Here is a 22,326-nt window from a genome sequence, read left to right as displayed (position 1 = left end):
TATGAGCCAACTGCGTCCCGAGACCCGTGCCGTCCACCTGCCCAAGCCCGTGATCAGCGGAAGCGTGCCGATCACCGTGCCGATCTACCAGACCTCCGGGTTCGTGTTCGACGACCCCGAGGTCTTCGCCGACGGCATGGGCAGGCCCGACGGAGCCTTCGTGTACGGCAGGCTCTCCAACCCCACGGTGCGCTCGCTGGAGGAGGCCGTCGCCGGTCTGGAGGGCGGCGTCGCGGCCGTCGCCACCGCCTCGGGCATGGGCGCGATCAACTCGGTCCTGCTCGGCCTGCTCAAGCCCGGCGACCACCTGATCGCCCAGAAGGCGCTGTACGGCGGGACCGCCGCGATGATCAACGACATGGTGGCCCGCTTCGGCATCTCCGTCACCTACGTCGCCGAGGACGACCCCGCGGCCCTGCGCGCGGCCGTACGTCCCGAGACCAAGCTCGTCTACCTGGAGACCATCGCCAACCCGGTCTGCCAGGTCGCCGACCTGCCCGCGATGTGCGCGGTGGCCAAGGACCTCGGCCTGCTGTCCGTCGTCGACAACACCTTCGCCTCGCCCGTGCTCTGCCGTCCCCTCGAGCACGGCGCGGACATCGTGATCCACTCGACCACGAAGTATCTGTCGGGGCACACCGACGTGATCGGCGGCATCGCCGTCTTCGCCGACGAGGAACTTCACCGCACGGTGTGGCACTTCGCGATCGAACTGGGCTCGACCCCCGACCCGTTCGCCGCGTGGCTGACCCTGCGCGGCATGCAGACGCTGCCGCTGCGGATGGAGCGCCATTGCGCCAACACCCGCGTGCTGGCCACCAGGCTCGCCGAGCACCCCGCCGTCAGTGCCGTGCACTGGCCCGGCCTGCCCTCGCACCCGTCGCACGACGTGGCCGTCAAGCTGCTGCCCGAGTTCGGGGGCGTGTTCTCGTTCGACCTCGCGGGTGGCCGGGCGGCCGGCGAGAGGTTCATGGCGGCGTTGCGGCTGGCGCTGCTCGCGCCCTCGCTCGGCGGCGTGGAGACGCTGGTGTTGCACCCGGCCACGACCTCGCACAGGTCGCTGAGCGCGGAGGAACTGGGACGGCACGGCATCTCCGAAGGCACGGTGCGGGTGGCGGTCGGGATCGAGCACGCCGAGGACCTCTGGGCCGACTTCGCCCAGGCCCTGGACGCGGCCCGCTGAGAAGGCGGCGTCGGGCGGACCGACGGTTTCGCGTCGGCGGGGCTGTCCCGGCCGAAGGCGAGGTCTCCGCACCCTGGCTCAGGCGGAGCCCACCAGGTACGCCTCGCGGACCCAGGCCGCGAACTCCTCGTCGAGGTCCTCGCAGTGGCGCAGGTGGAACCGGTGCACGTAGAGACGGTCGGTGTAGCGCGTGGCCTCGCCGAAGCGGCGGTCGTGGACGATCCGGCGCAGGCCGAGATAGCCGGTCAGGCCGTGGGCAGTGGTGCGGGCTCCGGCGAAGTCACGGCGCCCGCGGAAGGTCATCGAGGTGGCGGACCTGACGCAGGTCACGGGACCACAGGATTCCACCAGTTCGACGAAGCGTTCGCGCAGGTTCGATTCCATGTTCGGAAAGCTACTCGACGGCACCGACGATTTGACGTGACGCTTAGGCATTGAGGAAACTTCCTCAGTGCTGCCGACTCTCCGGGCGCTCGCCAGCGAGCCGAGGTTGCTGATCCTCGACTGGCTCAAGGACCCTGTCGCCCATTTTCCGCCGCAGGTCGACGGCGATCTGGTGGAGGACGGCGTCTGTTCGATCTTCATCGCGACCAAGCTCGGCATGACACAGCCGAGCGCCTCGGCGCACCTGAAGATCCTGGAAAGGGCAGGGCTGATCCGGGGCACGAAGATCAAGCAGTGGGTCTTCTACCGGCGCGACGAGGCACGGATAGCCGAGCTGAAGCGAACGATCGAGCGGGAGCTGTGATGGCGGTTTCGTATGACGACGTGCTGGCGGCGGCGGACAGGATCAGGGGTCGCGTGCTGCGGACCCCGGTCGTCGAGGTCGGCGAAGGGCTGTTCCTCAAACTGGAGACGCTGCAGCACTCCGGCTCCTTCAAGGTGCGGGGGGCGTTCAACAGGATGCTGTCGGCCGCCGTGCCGGACGCGGGCGTGATCGCCGCCAGCGGGGGCAACCACGGGCTCGCGGTGGCCTACGCGGCCAGGGCCCTCGGGCTGCGGGCCGAGATCTTCGTACCCGAGGTCTCCAGTCCCGTGAAGGTGGCGGGGCTGCGGGCGCTCGGCGCCGACGTCACGCAGACGGGGGCGATCTACTCCGAGGCCGCGGAGGCGGCGGCCAAACGGGCGGCCGAGACCGGGGCGCTCGAGGTGCACGCCTACGATCACCCCGACGTGGTCGCGGGGCAGGGCACGCTCGGGCTCGAACTGATGGAGCAGACGGGCGGCGTGGACACGATCCTGATCGCGGTCGGCGGCGGCGGTTTCGTGGCTGGCGTCACCGTGGGCTCGGGCGCGTCCCAGGGCGCGCCGGTGGTCGTCGCGGTCGAGCCCGAGCGCTGCCCCACGCTTCACCAGGCGCTGAAGGAGGGACGGCCCGTCCCCGTCGCCGTGAGCGGGGTCGCGGCCGACGCGCTGGGCGCCAGCCGCCTCGGCGACGTGGCCTACGGCATCGTCGAGCGGGCGGGCGTCAGGAGCCTGCTGGTGTCCGACGACGCGATCGAGGCCGCGCGGCGTACGTTGTGGGCGGAGTACAGGATCGCCGCCGAGCATGCCGGCGCGACCGCGTACGCGGCGTTGCTGTCCGGCGCCTACGAGCGGGCGCCCGGTGAGCGGGTCGTGGTCGTGCTGTGCGGGTCCAACACCGACCCCGCCACCCTCGGGTAGCTGCCGGGCCCCGGTCCGACCCGGCGGCCGGGGGTGGTCTCGTGCTGCCGGTCGTGGCCTGGCGGGCTGGGGTGGGTCCTGTGCGGCGGGTCGGCCCGGCTGCCCAGGCGGGTGGGCCGGTGCGACCGGCAGGGGAGCCGGAGGGCTGGGCTGTTCCTCGGGGAGGCGGGCCGGCCGGAGGTTCGGGGCCGGCCCGTCTTCACCGCGTCAGCTGTAGGCGTGTTCGGCCGCAGGGAACACTCCCGCGGCCACCTCGGTGGCGAAGGAGCGGACCGCCCTGTCCATCTCCGCGCCCAGATCCGAGTACGTCTTGACGAACTTGGCCGGCTTCGCCGTCAGACCCATCAGGTCCTGCCAGACCAGCACCTGCGCGTCCGTGCCGACCCCCGCCCCGATGCCGATCGTCGGGATGGCCAGCGACGTGGTGACCCGCTCGGCCAGTTCGGCCGGCACGCACTCCAGCACCACCGCGAAGGCCCCCGCCTGCTCCAGGGCCTTGGCGTCGGCCATGAGCTCGTCGCCCGCCTGGCCGCGGCCCTGCACCCGGTAGCCGCCGAAGGCGTTGACCGACTGGGGTGTCAGCCCGAGGTGCGCCATGACCGGCACGCCCGCCGAGACCAGGTGTTCGACCTGCGGCAGGACCCTGCGCCCGCCCTCCAGCTTGACGGCGTGCGCTCCGGCTTCCTTCATGAAGCGCGCCGCCGACTCCAGCGCCTGCGCGGGGGAGGACTGGTAGGAGCCGAACGGCAGGTCGGCCACGACCAGCGCCCGCGAGGAGCCGCGCACCACGGCCGCGGTCAGCGGCAGCAGGTCGTCGACGGAGACGGGGAGCGTGGAGTCGTAGCCGTAGACGACCATCGCCGCCGAGTCGCCGACGAGCAGGACGGGGATGCCCGCCTCGTCGAAGACGCGGGCCGTCATCGCGTCGTAGGCGGTCAGCATCGGCCACTTCTCGCCGCGCTCCTTGGCCGCCGCGAGGTCGCGGACGGTGACCCTGCGCCCGAGGGCGCCGCCGTACAGGGAAGAGGACATGGGTGTAACCCTCCTGAGCCGTCTCGAGTCGCCCCAGTGGCGTACCCGGACCTCTCCGATGATGACATGCGGCCCGAAGTGTCGGTGCCTGACGAGAGAATGGGGCCGGAGGTAAGCAATAAAAATGGCAATCGAACCTTACCGGCGTCTGCTCGCGATCCCCGGTGTCCGTACGTTGTTGCTGGTCGGCATGCTGGCCAGGATCCCCGCCACGGCGACCGCCATGGCGTTGACGCTGCATGTCGTGAACGGCTTGAAATTCGGGTTCGCCGAGGCGGGCGTGGTCGCCATGGCCAGCACCGTGGGCATGGCCGTCGGCTCACCGCTGTCGGGAAGGTTCGTCGACAGGCACGGGCTGCGTCCGGTGCTGGCCGTCACGACGGTCGCCCAGGTCGCGTTCTGGTCGACGGCGTGGCTGCTGCCGTTCGCCGTGCTGGTGCCGGCGGCGGGCGTGGCCGGGTTGCTGGCCCTGCCGATCTTCAGCGTGATCCGGCAGTGCCTGGCCGCGATGGTTCCCGTCGAGCAGCGCAGGATGGGCTTCTCGCTCGACTCCATCATGGTCGAGCTGTCGTACATGACCGGTCCCGCGCTGGCCGTCGCCGGCATCACCACGCTGGGCAGCACGTGGACGATGTCGCTGATCGCCGCCGGGCTGGCGTGCGCGGGCACGGGGCTCCTGGTGCTGAACCCGCCCATCAGGTCCGAGGCGGAGCTGGAGGCGGCGCAGGAGAAGGTCTCGCGCCGCCAGTGGCTGACCCCCTCGCTCGTCGCGCTGCTCGGCACGGTCACCGCGGCCACGTTCGTCCTCACCGCCACCGAGCTGTCGCTGGTGGCCACGATCAAGCACGCCGGCCAGACCCAGTGGATCGGTCTGGCCGTGGCCGTCTGGTGCGTCTACTCGCTCATCGGCGGTTTCGTGTACGGCGGGCTGCCCCGCGGCTTCCCCACCCTCCTGCTGACCGGCCTGATGGGCGCGCTCACCATCCCCGTCGGCCTGGTCGGCGGAGACTGGCGGTGGCTGGTGGTGGCGCTGCTGCCCGCCGGCGTGCTGTGCGCGCCCGCCCTGTCGTCGTCGGTCGACACCCTGAGCAGGTGGACCCCCGCGGCGGCCCGCGGCGAGGCCATGGGCCTGCACGGCACCGCCCTGCTGATCGGTGGTGCCGCGTCGGCGCCGATCGCCGGAGCCGTCATCGACGCCCACGGACCCAGCTGGGCGTTCGCCCTGGCGGGGCTGGTGGCCGTGGTGATGGTGCTGGTGGCGTTGCCGTTCTGGAAGCGGACGCCGCAGCCGGAGACGGCCGCCGTGCGGGAGCCGGAGCCCGAGCGCGTGCACGCGTGACTCCCGTCCGGCCTGGTTATGAAACGCAACCGTTGCGTATCGGAATTCGTTGCGCTACGGTTGCGTTGCGAAACTAAGCCGTATCGAAATGTGGAGTCCCCCATGAAACCAGAGACCGGCCACCCCCGTCGGTGGGCGATTCTCGGCGTCCTCGTCTTCAGCCTCCTGGCTGTCGTGCTGGACAACACCATCCTGAACGTCGCGATGAAGACCATCGCCGACCCCGTCGAAGGGTTGGGGGCGACGCAGGCCGAGCTGGAGTGGGCGATCAACTCCTACACTCTCGTCTTCGCGGGCCTGCTGTTCACCTTCGGCGTGATCGGTGACCGTACCGGCCGCAAGCGGATGTTGTTCATCGGCATGTTGTTGTTCGGCCTGGCCTCGCTGGCCAGCGCGTACTCCCAGGATCCGATGCAGCTGATCCTCGCCCGCGCCGCGATGGGCATCGGCGGCGCGGCGATCATGCCGGCGACATTGGCCATCATCTCCAACGTCTTCCCGCCGCACGAGCGCGGCAAGGCCATCGGCTACTGGGCCGGCGGCGTCGGCCTGGCCGTCGCGGTCGGCCCGATCACCGGTGGCTTCCTCATCCAGCACTTCTGGTGGGGCTCGGTGTTCCTGATCAACGTCCCCATCGTGCTGATCAGCATGATCCTCATCGGCACCATCGTCCCCGAGTCGCGTGACCCCAGGCCGTCGAGGCTCGACCCCGTCGGTGTGATCCTGTCGATCGTCGGCCTGGTCGCCGTCGTCTACGGCATCATCCGCATGGGCGAGCTCGCCACGGTCGCCAGCGCGGAGGTGCTCGTCCCGACCGTCTTCGGCGTGCTCGTCCTGGCCGGGTTCGTCTGGTGGGAGCGGCGCATCGACCACCCCGCCTTCGACGTACGCAACTTCGGCAACGTCCGCTTCAGCTCGGCCATCGGCATGATGGGCATCGTCTTCTTCGCGATGATGGGCGGGATGTTCTTCCTGACGTTCTACATCCAGATCGTCAGAGGGTTCAGCCCGATGCAGGCGGGCGCGCTGATGATCCCGTTCGCCGCCGCGCAGCTGATCTTCGCGCCGCTGAGTCAGCGGGTGAACGAGCGCTTCGGCGCCAAGTCCTCCGCGGTGGCGAGCATGATCGTGGTCACCCTCGCCCTGGTCAGCTACTCGCTCTTCGACAGGACCACCCCGATCTGGCTGATGGAGGTCGTCTTCTTCGTCCAGGGCGCCGCGATGGCCAACATCATGCCGCCCGCGACCACCGCGATCATGGAGTCGCTGCCGAGGGAGAAGGCGGGCGTCGGCTCGGCCATGAGCAACACCGTCCGCCAGGTGGCCGGCGCGCTGGGCGTGGCCGTGCTCGGCTCGCTGCTGTCGTCGACCTACCGCGGCGAGATCGCCCCCGCGCTCACCGCCCTTCCCGAGGGTGTACGGCACGCGGCCGGCGAGTCCATCATGGCCACGGTGGGCCTGGCCGGCGGCAACCCCGCCGTCCTGAACACCGCCTTCGACGCCTTCATCGACGGCATGCACACCACGGCCCTGGTCTCCGCGGCCATCGCCCTGGTCGGCGTGGTGGTCGTGGCGGTCTGGATGCCGGGCAAGGCGCGCCTGGTCGCCAGGGTGGAAGAGAAGGAACCGGCGGTAGTCTGAGGCTGCGATGACGACGACAGAGACCGGTACGGCCCGCCCCGCGGGCCGTCCGCGCAGCGAGAAGGCCGAGAAGGCGATCATCGAGGCCACCCTCGATCTGATGGGCGAGGGGATGGGTGTCTCCGAGCTGTCCATCGAGGCGATCGCGTCACGGGCCGGGGTCGGCAAGACGACCATCTACCGGCGCTGGTCCAACAAGGAGGACCTGGTCGCCGACGCGCTCGCCTCGCTGAAGGCCCCGGTGCCGCCGCTCGCGGGCGTCTCGGTGCGCGACGACCTGGTCGCCCTGCTCGACACCGCGATGCGCGAGGCGGGTCAGGTCCGCACGCGCTGCGTCATGAACATCGCGATGAGCGAGTCCGACCGCTATCCGGAGCTGTTCGCCAGGTTCATGCGCCAGGCTGTCGAGCCGCGCACGGCGGCCATGACGGCGGTGATCGAGCGCGGCGTGCGCACCGGTGAGCTGCGCGCCGATCTCGACACGCGGCTGGCGCTGGGCACGCTGTCGGGCACGATGATGTGGCACATCAAGCGGGCCAAGGACGACGGCGACCTGCCTGACGACCTGCCCGCCCGCATCGTCGACAGCGCGCTGCGCGGTCTGGCGCCCTGAGAGGCCGCGCGGGGCGGCCATGCCGTCCCGCGGTCCCTCGGGGCGGAGCCCTGCCACCCTCCGGTCACTTTGGGCGACCGAGCCGTTCCTCCGGCCCTGTTGACCGGGCGGGCGAGCTCCGGGGGCCCTAGGCAGAACGTGAGCAATGTTCTAATCTCGCCGCCATGCCCCTCATCGCCCGAAGGACGCTGACGCTCTTAGGCGTGGTCCTCGCCCTGCTCCTGCCCGCCGGCGCCGCCCTGGCACACGAGGAGCGGGAGGTGAAGCTGCCGGACGGCTCGGGGAGCGTCCCCACCTACCGGCAGAGGGAGCCCGACCTGCTGGTCTGCAAGACGGATCGATCAGACTTCGAGCGCCGGATCGCGAGTTTCCCCGCCGAGCTCAAGCAGCGCAACCTCGACCTGTTCGCCCGCTGCCAGAAGGAGGGCGTCCGGCATCTCCAGGAGGCCGTCGACAAGGTCGACCGCCCCGGGATGAACATCGCCATCCTCCCCGGCCGCTACCTGGAGGAGCCGAGCCTGCCGCAGCCCGGGGGCGCCTGCGCCAAGCTCGACGCCCGCTGGTCGAGCTGGGGCTACCAGATCCTCTCCTACGAACAGCAGGCCCAGTGCCCGCACAACCAGAACCTGGTCGCCATCCTCGGCAAGAAGGACCTGCAGATCGAGGGCACCGGCGCGGGCCCGCTCGACGTGATCGTCGACGCGCAGTACCGCAAGCTCAACGCCATCCGCGCCGACATGACCAACGGCATCTACTTCAGGAACTTCACCGCCCAGCGCACCACCTTCAACTCCCTCTACATCCTGGCGACCGACGGCTTCGTCATCGACCAGATGCTGACCAGGTGGAACGACGAGTACGGCTTCCTGACCTTCGCCAGCGACCACGGCCTCTACACCGACTGCGAGTCCTACGGCAACGGTGACTCGGGCCTGTACCCGGGCAGCGCCTCCAACATCAACGACGGCCGCGGCCACGAGGTGCCGCGCTACTCCATCGAGATCAGGCGCTGCAAGAGCCACCACAACATGGTCGGCTACTCCGGCACGGCAGGCGACTCCGTCTACGTCCACGACAGCGAGTTCTGGGGCAACCTCGCCGGCGCCACCATGGACAGCGCCTTCCCCGGCCATCCGGGCCTGCCGCAGAACCACGCCAGGTTCGAGAACAACAAGATCTACGACAACAACGCCTCCTACTACGAGTACGTCAGGGACGGCACCTGCGCCAAGCCCCCCGCCGAACGCGGCTACGAGAAGGGCGTGGTCTGCCCCCAGATCGGCCTGCCGCCCGGCAGCGGCATCATCACCGGCGGCGGCAACTGGAACGTCTTCAGGAACAACTGGATCTGGGGCCACGACAACGCCGCCTTCAACCTGCTGGCCGTGCCCGCCTTCATCAGGGGCGAGGAGTCGTGGGACAAGCAGTTCGACACCTCGCACCACAACCTCTACGCCGGCAACCACCTGGGCGTCTCGCCGGCCGGTGAGAAGCGGTCCAACGGCGCCGACGTCTACTGGGACGGCCAGGGCACCGGCAACTGCTGGGAGGGGGTGCGCGTCACCAGCCCCGGTGCGCTTCCCGCGTGCGGCGCGAGCGGCCCGTCGAGGGTGGTGGCCGAGCCGGTCAAGCTCGTGCAGATGTACCTGTGCAACGACTACAGCGTCGGCGACCGCCGCCTGCCCGGCGGGTGCTGGTGGTTCGGCTCCAGCGGCCTGGCCAGGGTGGAGGTGCAGCTGGCGCTGGGCGGCTCGCTGGTGCTCGGGCTGATGGCCGTCCTGCTGTGGCGGCGCCGCCTGCGCTCACGGTGGGCGCTGCCGCTGACGCTCGCCGGACTGGCGGGGCTGGCGCTCGACGTGGTGGGGGCGCTGGAGCCCTACACGGTCCTGCCCGCCGCCGCGCTGGCGCTGACGGGGGTCTGGCTGCTCGGAACGGGGCTGGTCATGCGGGGGGCCTTCGGCTGGTTCGGCGTCGTGCTGGGCGTGCTGCACCTGGTCGACGCCTTCGACAAGGCGGTGTGGATGCTGCCCGTGCTGCCGATCGGGCCGGGCTGGATCCGCGGGCTGCTGACCGGGGTGTGGGTGCTGTGCGCGGTGGTGGCGGTCGCGCCCCGCCGTACCGGCAGGGTCGCGGAGGAGACCGCGTGAGGCGGGGAGCGGCGCTGGTCGCGCTCGCGCTGGTGGCGGGGTGCGGATCGCTGCCCGAGACGCATCACCGGCCGGGCACCGGGCACGAGGTGGCGACGGCGGCGCCCGCGCCCGGCGACCCGCGCGCCGAGATCACGATCGCCGGGGGCAAGGTGACACCGCCGTCCGGCTGGCTGGAGGTCAGGCGCGGCCAGACCGTGACCCTCACCGTGACCAGCGACGTCGCCGACGAGCTGCACGTGCACGGCTTCGACATCGGCAAGGAACTGCAGCCCGGCAAGCCCGCCGTCGTCAGCTTCACGGCGGACATGACGGGCGTGTTCGAGGTCGAGACGCACGAGAGCAAGCTGGTGCTCATCCAGCTCGCGGTCACGTGACCGGGATCCTGGCGCACGGGATCGGCAGCCGCAGCGACCTGCCGATCCCCCTGTTCTACGCCTACGCGGGGGCGTTCGCGGCGCTGGTCGTGTCGTTCCTGGCGCTCGGCCTGCTCTGGGCCGACTCCCGCTTCAGCGGCGACAGGGCCGGCAGGGTCCTGCCGTGGCGCCCTCCCGCCCGGGCACTGCGCGTCGCGGCCGCGCTCGTGGCGCTCTACACGGTGGGCTGGCTGGTCCTGGGCCCGGCCAAGGACAACGCCGCGCCGTACCTGGTCTATGTGGTCTTCTGGGTGGGGCTGGTGCCGGCGTCGCTGCTGTTCGGGCCGGTGTGGCGGCTGGCCAACCCGTTCCGGCTGCTGCCGGACCGGCCGCGCCGCCCGCTGCCGCGGCGGCTCGGCTACTGGCCCGCCGCGGCGGGCCTGACCGCCTTCACCTGGATGGAGCTGGTCTCGCCCGAGCCGGCCGCGCCGCCGACACTGCTGGCCTTCCTCCTCCTGTACGGCGCCGCCACGGCCGCCGGCACCCTCGTGTACGGCCACGCGTGGCTCGACAGGGGCGACCCGTTCGAGGTCTTCTCCACACTCGTCGGCCACCTGTCGCCGCTGGGCCGCAGGGCCGACGGGACGCTGGTGCTGCGCAGCCCCTTCAACGGCCTCGACGCGATCGTCCCGGCGCCCGGCCTGGTCGCGACCGTGTGCGTCCTGCTCGGCAGCACCGGCTACGACGGCTTCGCGGGCGCGCCGTTCTGGGTGACCGCGCTGCAGACCAGCCCGCTCGGCAGGGTCGGCCTCGGCACGGTCGGCCTGGCCGTGGCCATCGGGGGAGTGGCGCTGCTGTACGCCGCGTGCCTGTGGGCGGCGGGCCTGATCGGCCGCACGCGCGGGCTGACCCCGCGCTTCGCGCACTCGCTGGTGCCGATCGCGATCGGCTACCTGGTCGCGCACTACTTCTCGCTGTTCGTCATCGAGGGGCAGCGCGCGGTCATCCTGGCCCTCGGGCTGCCGGGCGAGGTCGACGCCGACGTCGTCGGCCCCGGCACCATCGCGACCGTCCAGGTGCTGGCCATCGTGATCGGCCACGTGCTCGGCGTGGTCGCCGCCCACGACAGGTCGGTGCGGCTGCTCGAGCCGGCCAGGGCGGTCGCCGGCCAGATCCCGCTGTTCGTGCTCATGGTCTGCTACACCATCGGCGGGCTGACCCTACTCTTTGCCGCATGAGACGCATTCCCGTTCAGCGGCGCAGCGCCGAGAAGGTCGACCGGATGCTGGACGCGGCGGCGGCGCTGCTGGACGAGGGCGGCTACGACGCGCTGAGCACCAGGACGGTGGCCGCCCGCACGGGGATGCCGATCGGCTCGATCTACCGCTTCTTCAGCGACAAGCGGTCGCTGGCCGCCGCGCTGACCAGGCGCAACCTGGAGCAGTTCGTCGCCCGCATCGAGCCGAAACTGGCCGGGGCGCGCGGCTGGGAGCCCGTCATCGACGCCGTCGTCGACGAGTACCTGCTCATGAAGGCCACCGTCCCCGGCTTCGCCGTCCTCGACTTCGGCGACAACTCCGAGGTCGCGCACGCCCTCGCCGACCTGCTCGGGATCGACGCGGTCAACCCGATGCTGGTGGCGGTCGAGGCGGCCGACACGCTGCTGCGGGCCCACCACGACGAGCCCGAACTGATCGAGGAGACCAAGCAGCTGCTGCGCGCCTACCTAGGCCGTCGTCTCCCGCCACCTGTTGGTGATCGGTAGCCTGCGGTCCCTGCCGAAGTTCTTCGGCGTGATCTTCGGGCCCGGCGGGTACTGCCGGCGCTTGTACTCGGCGAGGTCGACCAGCCTGATGACCCTGGTCACCAGCTCGGGGTCGTGGCCGGCCGCGATCAGCTCGGCCGAGCCCATGTCCTTCTCGACGTAGTCGTCGAGCAGCCGGTCGAGCACCTCGTACGGCGGCAGCGAGTCGGTGTCGCGCTGGTCGGGCCGCAGCTCGGCGCTGGGCTCCTTGGTGATGGAGTTCTCCGGGATCGGCCGCTCGGCGCGCAGGAGGAACGAGGGATCGGTGTGCTCGTTGCGCCACCTGGACAGCGCCCACACCATCGTCTTCGGCACGTCCTTGATCGGCGCGAAGCCGCCCGCCGAGTCGCCGTACAGCGTGGAGTAGCCCGTCGCGAGCTCGCTCTTGTTGCCGGTGGTCAGCACCAGGTGGCCGTGCTCGTTCGACAGCCCCATGAGGATCATGCCGCGCACCCTGGCCTGCAGGTTCTCCGCGGCCAGCCCCGACAGCTCGATCTCCTTCTCGAAGGCGGTGACGATGTCGGCGATCGGCACCACCTGGGCGTTGATGCCCTGCCTGCGCACCAGCTCCTCGGCGTCGCCGACGGAGTGCTCGGAGGAGTAGCGCGACGGCATCAGCACCACGTGCACGCGATCGGGGCCGATCGCGTCGGAGGCGATGGTGGCCGTCAGCGCCGAGTCGATGCCGCCGGACAGGCCGAGGATCACCGAGCGGAAGCCGTTCTTGGCCACGTAGTCGCGCACCGCGAGGACCAGCGCCTGGTAGACCTCGCCGGTGTCGTCGAGCCGGGGCGCCACCCGGGGCTCGACCGGCGCGTACGGCGCGACGGGCGCGTCCGACAGCACCAGGCGTTCCACCGTGATCGTCGTGCCGTCGCCCGCGTCGATGGGGAAGACGCCGGGCTCGGCGGCGGAGACCGGCAGGTCGAGGTCCACCACCAGCAGCTCCTCGCGGAACTGCCCGGCCCGCGCCACCAGCTCGCCCGTGCTGTCGACGACGATCGAGTCGCCGTCGAAGACCAGCTCGTCCTGGCCGCCTACCTGGTTGGCGTAGGCCAGCGCGCACCCGGCCTCCCTGGCCCGGCGCGCGACCAGCTCCAAGCGGACGTCGTCCTTCTCCCGCTCGTACGGCGAGGCGTTCGGCACCACGAGCAGGCCCGCGCCCGCCTGGCCGACGACCGCGACGGGGCCGCCGTCCTGCCACAGGTCCTCGCACACCGCGATGGCCACGTCGACGCCGTGCACGCGGAAGATCGGCAGCCGGTCGCCGCGCACGAAGTAGCGGTACTCGTCGAACACGCCGTAGTTGGGCAGGTGGTGCTTGGCCGTACGGGTGACGACCCTGCCCTGGTGCAGCACCGCGGCGGCGTCGAGCGGCGCGCCCTTGGGCTGGCCCACCCGGGGCGCGAGCCCGGCCCGGTCGACGTAGCCGACCACGACGGGCAGGTCGCCGAGCCCTTCGTCGGCCAGCCGGGCGGCCACGTCCTCCAGCGTCCTGATGCTGGCCTCGACGAAGGAGGTGCGCAGGACGAGGTCCTCGACCGGGTAGCCGGTCAGGAACATCTCGGTGAACAGGACGAGGTGGGCGCCGCGGCCGGCGGCCTCGCGCGTCCATCGGACCAGCGCGTCGGCGTTGCGGGTCAGGTCGCCGACGACCGGGTTCGTCTGTGCCAGGGCGATGCGCAAGTGAGCCACGGCCCCAGCCTAGTACCCCGGATTTTTTATCGTCAAAGCGACGATAAGAGGGTCGTCACCTCCCCGGGGTGACCAGGCCCGACTCGTACGCGGCGACCACGAGCTGGGCCCGGTCGAACAGCCCCAGGTGGTCGAGCAGGCCCGCGACCGCGCCGGCCACCTGGCGGTCGGGGACGGCGAGCGTCTGCGCGATCTGCCGGTCGGTCAGCCCGCGGGCGATCAGCTTCAGCACGTCGAGCTGTGTGTCCGGCAGCCCCGCCAGCGCGGGGGGCGCGTCGGGGTCGGTCCGGCCGGCGAAGGCGGAGATGATCCTCGTGGTCACCGAGGGGTCGATCAGCGCGTCTCCGGCCGCGGCGGCACGCATGGCGGCGACCAGTTGCTCGGGGGCCGAGGTCTTCAGCACGAAGCCGCTGACGCCCGCGCGCAGGGCGGCGTAGAGGTTCTCGTCGGTGCCGAACGTGGTCATCATGATGACCTTGGGCGGGTTGGGGTCGGCCAGGATCCGGCGTGCCGCGGTCAGCCCGTCGAGCCGCGGCATCTGGATGTCCAGCAGGACCAGGTCGGGCCGGGTCGCCTCGACGACGGCGATGGCCTGCTCGCCGTCGGCGGCCTCGCCGGCCAGCTCCAGGCCGGGCTCGGTGTCGATCACGACGCGCAGCCCCGTTCTGACGAGCGCCTGGTCGTCGGCGACGACGACGCGCAGCTCCTTCGCCGGGCTCGCCCCGCCGTCCAGGTGCGCCTGCCCCGCGAGGTCGCCGGAGTGTCCGGCGGCGGGCGCCGGCCCCGCGCCGCCGTGGGCGGCGCCGGGACTGCCAGGGAGGGTACCGGGGACCGCGGGCGACGAGCCCGGGACGCCGGGGGCAGGAGAGACGTGACCGGGGGCATGACCGGGGGCATGACCGGGGGCATGGCCGGGGGCATGGCCGGGGGCATGGCCGGGGACGTGGTGGAGGGCGGGGAAGGAGGCCGGCGGGGGCGCCAGGTCGGCCTCGAGGTGCGGTGACTGGGCGAGCATGTCGGCCTCCAGCCGCTGCAGCACGGCCGACGGATCGAGGCCCAGCTCGTCGCGCCAGATCGCCCGTGCCCGCCGGAGCGTGGCCAGCGCGTCACCCTGCCGCCCGCTGCGGTACAGGGCCGTGGCCAGCAGCCGCCACGCCTCCTCCCTGAGCGGGCAGGCGCCGGCGTGCGCCTCCAGGTCGGGGACGAGCGAGGCCGCGTGGCCGAGGCGCAGTCCCGCGTCGGCCCGCCGTTCGAGGGCGACGAGCCGCAGTTCCTCCAGCCGCGAGCCCTCGGTCGCCGCCCACGCCAGCTCGGCGAACTCGGCGAGCGCGGGGCCCCGCCACAGTCCCAGCGCCTCCTCCATGGCCGTCCACACCACGGGCGCGGGACCTTCCACGCGCGCCAGCCGTTCGAAGTGCCAGCAGTCCACCTGCTCGACCGTGGCCCGCAGCGCGTACCCGGGCGGGGCCGTCACCAGCACCTCGGCCTCCGACCGGGGCGCGCGGTTCGGCTCCAGGGCGCGGCGCAGGCGTGAGACGTATCCCTGGACGGTGGACAGGGCCTGCGTGGGCGGCCGGCCCGGCCACAGCTCGTCGATGAGCGTGGTCACGGGCACCGCCCTGCCCCTCGCCACCAGCAGCCTGGCCAGCACCGCCATCTGCCGCTGGCCGCCGAGGTCGAGGGGGAGTCCGTCGAGGAGGACCTGGAACGGTCCCAGTGCGCTGAAGGTCACCATGGCAGGCGTAAGCGTAGAGCCACCGGTGACCGCGCGAAATGACGACATGTTGAAAAATCTCCGTTCACCCGGGTCGCCCGGCCTGCGCGGCGGGGCCCGGGTGAGGAGACGTGCGAGGGACCGGGCGGCAGGACGGGCACGTGTGGACGCTACCGGTCTCCTGCCAATGCCCGATCAACGCTCGTTCAACGCCGCCCTGCGCCGGATGGCGGGGGAGAGCGCGACCCCGGCCGCGCCGGTGACCAGCCCGATGGCGCCGACCGTGAACCACAGCGCGGACGCGCTGATCTCCAGCAGCGGCGTCATCAGCGGCGCGACCATGCCCGCCGCCGCCCACGCGAAGCCGAACAGGCCCGCGTACCTGCCGCGCAGGTGGGCCGGGGCGAGCGAGGCCACGATCGCCCCGGCGATGCCCGCCGTGACGATCTCGCCCAGCGTCCACACCACGATGGTGGCCATCAGCCCCGCGGTGGAGGTGACGAAGGAGGTCAGCGCGAAACCGGCGCCCATGACGGCGACGCCCAGCGCGAAGGTCCTGGCGGGGTCCCTGCGGCCGAGCCAGCCCGACACCAGCGGCTGCAGGACCACGATGAGCACGCCGTTGGCCGCCATCGCCGCGCCGAACTCGCCGGTGTTCAGCCCGACCAGCTTCATGGCGACGGGAAGGGTGGTGAAGGTCTGGCTGTAGACGAGGGCGTTGCCCAGCACGACGGCGGTGAAGGCCAGCATCAGCCGGTCGCGCAGCACCTCCCGCATCCCGCCGCCAGGTCCGCCCGCCTCCGGCTCGGGCCTGGTCTCGGGGACCGCCCGCCACACCAGCACCGCGAAGACGACGCTGCTGAGGGCGTCGAACCAGAACAGCCACAGGAAGCCCGACTGGGCCAGCCAGCCGCCGGCCGTCATGCCGACCGCGTAACCGAGGTTGATCGCCCAGAACAGCAGGCCGTACGCCCTGGGCCGCTCGGCGGGCGCGATCAGGTCGGCCACCAGGGCGCTGGAGGCGGGCCGGTAGGCGTCGATCACCAGGCCGAGCACGAACATGGAGGCCAGGATCGCCGGCAGCGTCGTGCTGTAGCCGAGCGCCAGCATCGCCGCCGCCGTGGCCAGCATGCCGCCGGACAGCGTCGCCCTGCGCCCGATCCGGTCGGTCAGCGAGCCCGCGACCAGCTGCGAGGCGAGCTGGCCCGCGCCGAACACCGCCATCACGATGCCGGTGGCGGCCAGCGACAGGCCGCGCGCCTGGCTCAGGTACACGCCGGTGAACGGCATCACCATGGTGCCCAGCCGGTTGACGAGGGTGCCGCTCCACAGTGCCCAGAACGGCCTCGGCAGCCCCCCGATCTGCGCCTTCAGGAACGACGGCTTTTCCACGCTTGCGGTAGTCACGCCGCAAGGGTGGCGGTGATCCGTCCCCTTCGCGAACCATTTAGGGCAGACTAAAAATATGTCCATCGTCTGGACCCTCAGGCCCGAGGACGTCGCCCGGATCAGGTTCGCCTTCTCCCCGATGTGGGAGCTCGTGGCCAGCCTGCGCACCCTGCGCGACCCCGCCCGGCAGTCCGTCCACCTGCCGTGGATCAAGGCGGTGCGGCCCCGCCTGCCCGCGCTCGACCTGAGCGAGCTGCTCGCGCTGGTGCCGCCGAGCGGCTACCTGGCCGACTTCATCACCCCTCCGCCCGACACGCCGCTGCCGGAGTTCGCCGCCGAGCTGGAGAGGGTACGGCGGACGCCGCCCGAGCGCGCGGCCGAGGAGGCGGGCATGGTCGTCGGCTCCGACCCGGAGGTCGTCCGGCGGTTCAGGTCCGACCCGGCGGCCGGGATCGCCCGCGTGGCCGACGCGCTGGAAGCCTACTGGGAGACCTGCTTCGCCGAGTACTGGCCGCGCGTGTACGCCCTGCTCGAACGGGACGTCATGCGCCGCTCCCGCGAGCTGGCCTCCGGCGGGGCGCGCCAGCTGTTCGCCGGTCTCGACCCCGCCGTCGTGTGGACGGGAGAGCAGCTGCTCGTCGACCGGCCGTGGTGCACCGGCGGGGGGTTGCACGGCGACGGGCTCGTGCTGCTGCCGTCGGCGTTCTACTGGCCGAGCGTGGCGGTCATGACCGCCCCCTACCAGTCGATGCTCATCTACCCGGTGCAGGGCGTGGGCACGCTGTGGGAGCAGGGGCCGCCGCCCGCGCCCGGCGCGCTGGCCGCCCTCATCGGCCGCAGCAGGGCGCAGATCCTCACCGCCCTGGCCGAACCGGCCACCACGTCGGCGCTGGCCAGGCGGATGTCGCTGACGCCCGGCGCGGTCAGCCAGCATCTCGGCGTGCTGTCGGCGGGCGGTCTCGCGGTCGGCACCCGGTTGGGCAAGGAGGTCGTCTACCGCCGCACCGCGACGGGCGACGCGCTGGCTAGCAGCGCCGCCTGACGCTCTCCGCGGCCAGCGGGGCGGGGGTGGCGGGGGCGCGTCCCGCCGGTGCAGGGCCGTACAGGCGGGCGGTGGTGCGCTGGATCTCGTCCGGGTCGAGGTCGACGCCCTCGACGGTCACCTGCTGGCCGTGCACGTCGGTCACCCGCAGGCTGAACGGCCCCGCGCCCGCGCCGCCCGCCGCCACCCAGTAGCTGTCGGAGCCACGCTCGAGCGCACGCCAGCGGCCGTGGTCGCGGATCTCGACCGAGCGCAGCGGATTGCCGTGATCGAGCAGCTGGAGCGCCAGCCAGCCCGCCGTGGAGCCTTTCCGCACCCTGACGGCGAGGCTCTGGCCCAGCTCGGGGTTGCGGACCTGGTGGTAGTCCACCGTTGCCACGCCCGAGCGCGGATCGGCGATCACGGCGAAGGCCGCCATGCTGAGATCCAGCTCGCCCCGCCGGCAGGTCGGGCAGCTGTCGACGACCTGCACACGGACCGTGCCGCGCGGCCCCTTCACGTCGAGATAGCCGCCGCACGCCTGGCTTCCCGCGTACTCCTCGGCCGACACCGACGCGTACAGCTCGGCGCCGGTGATCGCGCAGTTGCCCGCCGTGCCCTCGTAGTGCAGCGCCCTGCCGGACATCACCGGCTCGACGTCGGCCACGGCGCAGCCGTCGCGGCCCGGCAGGTTCACCGCCCACAACGCGACGGCGAGGGCGGCCAGCGCCGTCACGCTCGTCGCTCCTCGCCGCCGCCACGGCATCCGTCTCGCGTGTCTGCCCCCCACGGTGAATACATAGGGGAAGCGGGCGATGACGTTACGTGTAACGCTCGCTCTCGGCGGCCCAGTCCACGTGGGCGCGCGGGGCGGTCAGGTAGGCGCAGGCCACCATGCTGACGTCCCTGGCCGTCCTGCGGGGCAGCTCACCGAGCGGCAGCCGCTTGGCCGCCGCCCGCATGTCGGCGCACCGCTCCTCGATCCGGTCCAGCACCCAGTCGACGGCTTCGGCCTCGCCCACCTCCAGCTCCCGCGCGGCCACGACCACGAAGTTGTGCGCGTCGCCCCGCTCCTTGGCCAGCGAGGCCAGGTCGTTGCACCAGGCGGCCACGTCGGCGCAGGAGTCCACCAGCGCCTGCCACTGCTCGGCGGCGGCCAGCTCGGGCGGCACCTCGACGCCCAGGCACGGCTCCACCAGGTCGTACAGGAAGGGGCCCGCCGTGCCCCTGCGCAGCGCGGGATACTCCGCGATGGTCGGCACCGCGCCGCTCGCCCTGTTGTCCGCCTCGGCCCGGCACGCGTCGGCCTGCCGCTGCAGGTTCGTCGCGAAGCGCAGCCGCCAGTCGTCGCTCATGGTGGCGCTCGTGGCCCGCCACAGGTCCGTGAAGGCCGCCTCCAGCGGGTGCGCCCCGTTCCCCGCGAACAACCTCGGGTACGGCTGGCCCTCCTCGTCCACCAGGTCGTCCAGGTGGAACAGCCATGTCAGCCATTGCGCGAACAGCGCCGCCGCCCTGGCGTCGAACTCGGCGAAGGCACGCGCGGCCAGGCGGTGACACGCCGACCTGCGGTCCACCTGGAGTCCCGTTCGCCGGGTCCAGTCGATGACGGCCGCCTCGATGGCGTGGACCGAGCGGTGCATCCTGCACGGCGCGGCCAGCGCGGGAACCCGCGAGGTGAGCGACGTGAGCGCGCTCGCGGGCGTCATGGTCAGCACTACAGCGGCCCGAACAGCCAGTTGCCCACCGCGTGGGGGTCGTCGCCGGTGTAGTACTGCCTGACGGCCTCGACCAGCTCCGCCAGGCCCAGCTCGCCGTCCCTGTCGCGGTCGAGCCGGTCGAAGGCCTCGTCGACGTCGTCGTAGGCGGTGCCGAACGCGCTGAGCAGCACGCGGAACTCGGCCACCCCGATCCGGCCGTCGTGGTCACCGTCGCACAGCTCCGCGACCGCCGTCGCCGCGGGCCTGAAGACCGGCTCGAACATGTCGCCCTCGACGAACGCGCCGGTCATCCCGGCGTGGAACTCGGCGTTGGAGATCCACGCGTCGTTGTCCCTGCCGAGCTCGGCCGTCAGCGCCGACCAGATGGCGTCGAAGCTCCGCACGAGGCGGTCGCCGACGACCGAGGTCGGAGACTCGCCGAACCCCACCAGCAGGCGCGCGCCGAGCCCCAGCAGGTCGTCGCGCTCGATCTGCCCCCTGCCGTCGACGTCGATATGCGTGAAAGCTCGATCGAGCTTGTGTTTGCGCAGCTCAGTGCTCATCCGTGTTTCCCCCGAGACGGTAGTGCGTGATCACCCTAGGAGGGGCGGGAGCCGTTTGTCAGCGAGGCACGCGCTGGCCGCGTGACACCCCGTGCGACCTTCCGTAACGCGCGTGAAACACGAAACAGGCAGACTGTAGAGGACCAGACATGTCTTTTCAGTCAAGGGGACGCCTTGGACCGTCAGCAGGAGTTCGTTCTCCGCACACTCGAGGAGCGCGACATCCGGTTCATCCGGCTCTGGTTCACTGACGTGCTCGGCTTTCTCAAGTCCGTCGCCATCGCGCCCGCCGAGCTGGAAGGCGCCTTCGCCGAGGGCATCGGGTTCGACGGCTCGGCGATCGAGGGTTTCGCGCGCGTCTACGAGAGCGACATGCTCGCCAAGCCCGACCCCGGCACGTTCCAGATCCTGCCGTGGCGCAGCGAGGCGCCGGGCGCGGCGCGCATCTTCTGCGACATCCTCATGCCGGACGGCTCGCCGTCCCACGCCGACCCCCGGTGGGTGCTCAAGCGCGCCCTCGCCAAGTGCGCCGACATGGGCTTCACCTTCTACACCCACCCCGAGATCGAGTTCTTCCTGCTGAAGAACCGGCCGGAGACGGGCGGGCCGCGCCCCGAGCCGATCGACTCGGGCGGCTACTTCGACCACACCCCGCACAGCGCGGGCCACGACTTCCGCCGCCAGGCGATCATGATGCTGGAGTCGATGGGCATCTCGGTGGAGTTCAGCCACCACGAGGGCGCCCCCGGCCAGCAGGAGATCGACCTGCGCTACGCCGACGCGCTCACCACCGCCGACAACATCATGACCTTCCGGCTGGTCATGAAGGAGGTCGCGCTGGAGCAGGGCATCTGGGCCTCCTTCATGCCCAAGCCGTTCACCGAGCACCCCGGCTCCGGCATGCACACCCACATGTCGCTGTTCGAGGGCGACCGCAACGCCTTCTACGAGGCCGGCGCCGAGTACCAGCTGTCCAAGATCGGCAGGTCGTTCATCGCCGGGCTGCTCAAGCACGCCGCCGAGATCACCGCGGTCACCAACCAGTGGGTCAACTCCTACAAGCGCCTGTGGGGCGGGGCCGAGGCCATCGCGGGGCAGGGCGGCGAGGCGCCGTCCTACATCTGCTGGGGCCACAACAACCGCTCGGCGCTGGTGCGCGTGCCGATGTACAAGCCGCACAAGGGCGGCTCCACCCGCATCGAGTTCCGCTCGCTCGACTCGGCCTGCAACCCGTACCTCGCCTTCGCGCTCGTGCTGGCGGCCGGGCTGAAGGGCATCGAGGACGGCTACGAGCTGCCCGCTCCCGCCGAGGACAACGTCTGGGCGCTGACCAGCGCCGAGCGGCGCGCCCTCGGCATCCAGCCGCTGCCGCAGTCGCTCGACGAGGCCATCTCCGTGATGGAGCGCAGCGAGCTGGTCGCCGAGACCCTGGGCGAGCACGTCTTCGACTACTTCCTGCGCAACAAGCGTTCCGAGTGGCGCGACTACCGCCGCCAGGTGACGGAGTTCGAGCTGGGCCGCTACCTGCCCGTGCTCTGAACAGGCAGATACCCCTGCTGCTGAGACCTCCGTCGTGATCGGGAGTCGCTCAGCGGCAGGGCATGTCGCCGCCCTGACGATCGCCGAGGCATGGCCGGTCACCGTACGTGCTCGGGGGTGATCGACGATCCAGGGCTCGGCCGCTTCCCCTTCTCTTCGATCATCTCCCGGCCAGGCAGGCAGGAACAAGACTGTTTCTTTGGTCTGTACGGCTGTCAGGCTGTAACCGTGAACGCCACAGGTGAGGAGGTCTGGGATCCGTTCGGCACCTTGCGCAGCGCCCTATGGATCGGAGGCGGCCAATGGGCCGGCAAATCCACCGTCGCCAGGCTGCTGGCCACCCGCTACGGGCTGACCGCGTACCACTACGACTATCACGACGCGCGTGCGCACAATGACCGTCGGATCGCACGCCGAGTGCGACGTGGCGAGCCCACCGCGGACCCCGATCCGGACAGCGTCTGGGTGAACACCAGCCCTCAGGAGATGGCCGACGAGACCCTGGCCGGCTTCCCCACGCGGTTCGAGTGGGCTTTGGACGACCTGCGCGGCCTGGTGTCGGGGCGACCCGTCATCGCCGAAGGCTGGGGGCTGCGTCCGGAACTGGTCGCCCCCATCATCGACTCACCCCGTCGAATGATCGTGATGGTGCCGAGCGAGGAATTCCGTGAGCGTCAGCTCCGCGAACTGCCCCGTGCCGCCGCCGTCGATCGCGCGGTCAGCGACCCTGATCGAGCACAGCGCAACCGGCTCGCCCGAGACCGCCTCGTCGCCGACGAGGCCGCCCGCTCCGCTCGTCGCCTGGGCATACGAGTCCTCGAGGTTGACGGGCTCGATGACGCGGAGGCCGTGGCGGACATCGTGGCCGACCACTTCAGCTCCTATCTGCCGCTGCCGAACGTCTACCGGCCTTGACCGCGCGGCTGGT

The 22,326-nt window shown here is 71.5% G+C and carries 21 protein-coding genes; 13 read left to right on the top strand and 8 right to left on the bottom strand.

The window, feature by feature from the left end:
- Position 1: 1 nt before the first annotated feature.
- Entirely contained in the window at positions 2-1,183 is a 1,182-nt protein-coding gene (locus ABZX22_RS24360; RefSeq protein ID WP_354912948.1) for an aminotransferase class I/II-fold pyridoxal phosphate-dependent enzyme, read from the top strand.
- Positions 1,184-1,261: 78 nt separating this feature from the next.
- Here ABZX22_RS24360 and ABZX22_RS24355 read toward each other — a convergent pair whose 3' ends face one another.
- On the bottom strand, positions 1,262-1,567 hold the full coding sequence (locus ABZX22_RS24355; RefSeq protein ID WP_354912946.1) for a hypothetical protein: 306 nt from the start codon (positions 1,565-1,567) through the stop codon (positions 1,262-1,264).
- A gap of 67 nt (positions 1,568-1,634) precedes the next feature.
- On the opposite strand from ABZX22_RS24355, the gene ABZX22_RS24350 reads away from it, so the two are divergent.
- On the top strand, positions 1,635-1,931 hold the full coding sequence (locus ABZX22_RS24350; RefSeq protein ID WP_354912944.1) for an ArsR family transcriptional regulator: 297 nt from the start codon (positions 1,635-1,637) through the stop codon (positions 1,929-1,931).
- Positions 1,931-2,848, top strand: a complete 918-nt coding sequence (locus ABZX22_RS24345; RefSeq protein WP_354912942.1) for a threonine/serine dehydratase — start codon at positions 1,931-1,933, stop codon at positions 2,846-2,848. Before ABZX22_RS24350 ends, ABZX22_RS24345 begins: the two co-directional genes overlap by 1 nt.
- Positions 2,849-3,055: 207 nt before the next feature.
- Here the strand turns inward: ABZX22_RS24345 and panB are convergent, their stop codons facing one another.
- A complete protein-coding gene (panB, locus tag ABZX22_RS24340; protein ID WP_354912940.1) occupies positions 3,056-3,880 on the bottom strand; it encodes a 3-methyl-2-oxobutanoate hydroxymethyltransferase in 825 nt (274 codons plus the stop codon).
- 124 nt (positions 3,881-4,004) lie between these two features.
- Here panB and ABZX22_RS24335 point away from each other — a divergent pair, with 124 nt between their 5' ends.
- The 7 genes from ABZX22_RS24335 (at position 4,005) to ABZX22_RS24305 (ending at position 11,741) form a co-directional block, all read left to right on the top strand.
- Positions 4,005-5,219 carry an MFS transporter gene (locus ABZX22_RS24335; protein WP_354912938.1) on the top strand — a complete coding sequence of 405 codons (1,215 nt, stop codon included), beginning with the start codon at positions 4,005-4,007 and terminating at the stop codon, positions 5,217-5,219.
- A 102-nt stretch (positions 5,220-5,321) separates the two neighbouring features.
- Positions 5,322-6,860, top strand: a complete 1,539-nt coding sequence (locus tag ABZX22_RS24330) for an MFS transporter (RefSeq protein ID WP_354912936.1) — start codon at positions 5,322-5,324, stop codon at positions 6,858-6,860.
- A 7-nt stretch (positions 6,861-6,867) separates the two neighbouring features.
- Entirely contained in the window at positions 6,868-7,473 is a 606-nt protein-coding gene (locus ABZX22_RS24325) for a TetR/AcrR family transcriptional regulator (protein WP_354912932.1), read from the top strand.
- A 164-nt stretch (positions 7,474-7,637) separates the two neighbouring features.
- Complete coding sequence (locus tag ABZX22_RS24320; RefSeq protein WP_354912930.1) at positions 7,638-9,620, top strand: right-handed parallel beta-helix repeat-containing protein; 1,983 nt, start codon at positions 7,638-7,640, stop codon at positions 9,618-9,620.
- The gene (locus ABZX22_RS24315; protein ID WP_354912928.1) at positions 9,617-9,997 is read left to right on the top strand and encodes a hypothetical protein; all 381 of its coding nucleotides are present in this window, start codon (positions 9,617-9,619) and stop codon (positions 9,995-9,997) included. The genes ABZX22_RS24320 and ABZX22_RS24315 overlap by 4 nt, the downstream gene beginning before the upstream one ends.
- Positions 9,994-11,214 (top strand): hypothetical protein, encoded by a 1,221-nt coding sequence (locus tag ABZX22_RS24310; protein ID WP_354912926.1) that lies wholly within the window; start codon positions 9,994-9,996, stop codon positions 11,212-11,214. Before ABZX22_RS24315 ends, ABZX22_RS24310 begins: the two co-directional genes overlap by 4 nt.
- Complete coding sequence (locus ABZX22_RS24305) at positions 11,211-11,741, top strand: TetR/AcrR family transcriptional regulator (RefSeq protein WP_354912924.1); 531 nt, start codon at positions 11,211-11,213, stop codon at positions 11,739-11,741. Before ABZX22_RS24310 ends, ABZX22_RS24305 begins: the two co-directional genes overlap by 4 nt.
- Here the strand turns inward: ABZX22_RS24305 and ABZX22_RS24300 are convergent.
- The 3 genes from ABZX22_RS24300 to ABZX22_RS24290 all read right to left on the bottom strand — a co-directional run bounded on the left by ABZX22_RS24300 (position 11,703) and on the right by ABZX22_RS24290 (position 16,596).
- Positions 11,703-13,475, bottom strand: coding sequence for an NAD+ synthase (locus tag ABZX22_RS24300; protein ID WP_354912922.1), 1,773 nt, complete (start codon positions 13,473-13,475; stop codon positions 11,703-11,705). The genes ABZX22_RS24305 and ABZX22_RS24300 overlap by 39 nt on opposite strands.
- A 55-nt stretch (positions 13,476-13,530) precedes the next feature.
- Complete coding sequence (locus tag ABZX22_RS24295) at positions 13,531-15,210, bottom strand: BTAD domain-containing putative transcriptional regulator (RefSeq protein WP_354912920.1); 1,680 nt, start codon at positions 15,208-15,210, stop codon at positions 13,531-13,533.
- 174 nt (positions 15,211-15,384) lie between these two features.
- Positions 15,385-16,596 carry an MFS transporter gene (locus ABZX22_RS24290; protein ID WP_354912918.1) on the bottom strand — a complete coding sequence of 404 codons (1,212 nt, stop codon included), beginning with the start codon at positions 16,594-16,596 and terminating at the stop codon, positions 15,385-15,387.
- Between the two features lie 58 nt (positions 16,597-16,654).
- Here ABZX22_RS24290 and ABZX22_RS24285 point away from each other — a divergent pair, with 58 nt between their 5' ends.
- The gene (locus ABZX22_RS24285) at positions 16,655-17,620 is read left to right on the top strand and encodes a DUF5937 family protein (RefSeq protein WP_354912917.1); all 966 of its coding nucleotides are present in this window, start codon (positions 16,655-16,657) and stop codon (positions 17,618-17,620) included.
- On the opposite strand, the gene ABZX22_RS24280 is transcribed toward ABZX22_RS24285, so the two are convergent.
- The 3 genes from ABZX22_RS24280 to ABZX22_RS24270 form a co-directional block, all read right to left on the bottom strand.
- Positions 17,604-18,335 carry an expansin EXLX1 family cellulose-binding protein gene (locus tag ABZX22_RS24280; protein WP_354912915.1) on the bottom strand — a complete coding sequence of 244 codons (732 nt, stop codon included), beginning with the start codon at positions 18,333-18,335 and terminating at the stop codon, positions 17,604-17,606. The two genes, ABZX22_RS24285 and ABZX22_RS24280, sit on opposite strands and share 17 nt — an antisense overlap.
- A gap of 85 nt (positions 18,336-18,420) precedes the next feature.
- Positions 18,421-19,305: a terpene synthase family protein gene (locus ABZX22_RS24275; protein WP_354912913.1), complete on the bottom strand. Its 885-nt coding sequence runs from the start codon at positions 19,303-19,305 to the stop codon at positions 18,421-18,423.
- An 8-nt stretch (positions 19,306-19,313) separates the two neighbouring features.
- Positions 19,314-19,859, bottom strand: coding sequence for an EF-hand domain-containing protein (locus ABZX22_RS24270; protein ID WP_354912911.1), 546 nt, complete (start codon positions 19,857-19,859; stop codon positions 19,314-19,316).
- Between the two features lie 174 nt (positions 19,860-20,033).
- Here ABZX22_RS24270 and glnA point away from each other — a divergent pair, with 174 nt between their 5' ends.
- Both glnA and ABZX22_RS24260 read left to right on the top strand, forming a co-directional pair.
- Positions 20,034-21,398 (top strand): type I glutamate--ammonia ligase, encoded by a 1,365-nt coding sequence (glnA, locus tag ABZX22_RS24265; RefSeq protein WP_354912909.1) that lies wholly within the window; start codon positions 20,034-20,036, stop codon positions 21,396-21,398.
- 117 nt (positions 21,399-21,515) lie between these two features.
- On the top strand, positions 21,516-22,313 hold the full coding sequence (locus ABZX22_RS24260) for a hypothetical protein (protein WP_354912907.1): 798 nt from the start codon (positions 21,516-21,518) through the stop codon (positions 22,311-22,313).
- The last annotated feature ends 13 nt before the right edge of the window (positions 22,314-22,326 follow it).

The organism is Nonomuraea sp. NPDC003804 (assembly GCF_040610675.1).
Taxonomy (GTDB): domain Bacteria; phylum Actinomycetota; class Actinomycetes; order Streptosporangiales; family Streptosporangiaceae; genus Nonomuraea.
Note: the sequence above shows the minus strand (reverse complement) of the source record. Positions and strands in the feature narration are given on the sequence as shown.

What these genes read in the sequence shown, in the direction of transcription:
- ABZX22_RS24360 (WP_354912948.1), top strand. Translation starts at nt 2, where the DNA reads ATGAGCCAACTGCGTCCCGAGACCCGTGCCGTCCACCTGCCCAAGCCC.
- ABZX22_RS24355 (WP_354912946.1), bottom strand. Translation starts at nt 1,567, where the DNA reads ATGGAATCGAACCTGCGCGAACGCTTCGTCGAACTGGTGGAATCCTGT.
- ABZX22_RS24345 (WP_354912942.1), top strand. Translation starts at nt 1,931, where the DNA reads ATGGCGGTTTCGTATGACGACGTGCTGGCGGCGGCGGACAGGATCAGG.
- panB (WP_354912940.1), bottom strand. Translation starts at nt 3,880, where the DNA reads ATGTCCTCTTCCCTGTACGGCGGCGCCCTCGGGCGCAGGGTCACCGTC.
- ABZX22_RS24335 (WP_354912938.1), top strand. Translation starts at nt 4,005, where the DNA reads ATGGCAATCGAACCTTACCGGCGTCTGCTCGCGATCCCCGGTGTCCGT.
- ABZX22_RS24330 (WP_354912936.1), top strand. Translation starts at nt 5,322, where the DNA reads ATGAAACCAGAGACCGGCCACCCCCGTCGGTGGGCGATTCTCGGCGTC.
- ABZX22_RS24325 (WP_354912932.1), top strand. Translation starts at nt 6,868, where the DNA reads ATGACGACGACAGAGACCGGTACGGCCCGCCCCGCGGGCCGTCCGCGC.
- ABZX22_RS24320 (WP_354912930.1), top strand. Translation starts at nt 7,638, where the DNA reads ATGCCCCTCATCGCCCGAAGGACGCTGACGCTCTTAGGCGTGGTCCTC.
- ABZX22_RS24305 (WP_354912924.1), top strand. Translation starts at nt 11,211, where the DNA reads ATGAGACGCATTCCCGTTCAGCGGCGCAGCGCCGAGAAGGTCGACCGG.
- ABZX22_RS24295 (WP_354912920.1), bottom strand. Translation starts at nt 15,210, where the DNA reads ATGGTGACCTTCAGCGCACTGGGACCGTTCCAGGTCCTCCTCGACGGA.
- ABZX22_RS24285 (WP_354912917.1), top strand. Translation starts at nt 16,655, where the DNA reads ATGTCCATCGTCTGGACCCTCAGGCCCGAGGACGTCGCCCGGATCAGG.
- ABZX22_RS24275 (WP_354912913.1), bottom strand. Translation starts at nt 19,305, where the DNA reads ATGACGCCCGCGAGCGCGCTCACGTCGCTCACCTCGCGGGTTCCCGCG.
- ABZX22_RS24270 (WP_354912911.1), bottom strand. Translation starts at nt 19,859, where the DNA reads ATGAGCACTGAGCTGCGCAAACACAAGCTCGATCGAGCTTTCACGCAT.